The 535-nt window shown below is 41.1% G+C and carries 1 protein-coding gene; it reads right to left on the minus strand.

Translation table 11 applies throughout. The features are described 5' to 3' along the window. Positions 1 to 535 (minus strand): hypothetical protein (locus N1032_RS27520; RefSeq protein ID WP_259543906.1); only part of this gene is annotated, 535 nt, incomplete at both ends.

Consider the following 535-nt stretch of genomic DNA (forward strand, 5'->3'; position numbering starts at 1 on the left):
TGGATTCCTTTGTCTGTAGTGAGTAATGTCACAACATCTTCCATGTCTTGGACATAAGAAAACACTGGCTCACGACCACCATTCCACATAATCTTTGGTCGATAGTCGTTGGCAGATGCTCCTGTAGGAACACCTTGAGGCCAGTTGACTCGGTTCGCACCTGTACCTTGTTTAAAGATTATGGTAAGTTGTCGAGCTGTACTGTCTGGGTCAGCTGTGAACAATGGTAAGTTTACAGTAGTTGTCCCTAACCTAAGTTCATAGTGTTGAACAGCATCAGCAGACAATGTAAGACTTGCTGTACTTACTGCATTACCTTCTTTAAACTTGTAAATCGAAGCAAGAGCAAGTTTTTCCACTTGAAGTTGAGCAGCTTTAGCTTCACCAGCAGAAGTCATGGCTGCATCTTTGTATGTTTTGGAATCTTTGTTAGCTTGGTCAATGTCAGATTTACTAACAGTGATTGTAGTATCTAAATCTTGAACAGTTTGATAAGTTCGTACAGCATCCTCTTTGGCAGAATCCACTGTACTTA

The sequence above is a fragment of the Herbiconiux daphne genome (assembly GCF_024979295.1).
Lineage (GTDB): Bacteria > Actinomycetota > Actinomycetes > Actinomycetales > Microbacteriaceae > Herbiconiux > Herbiconiux daphnes.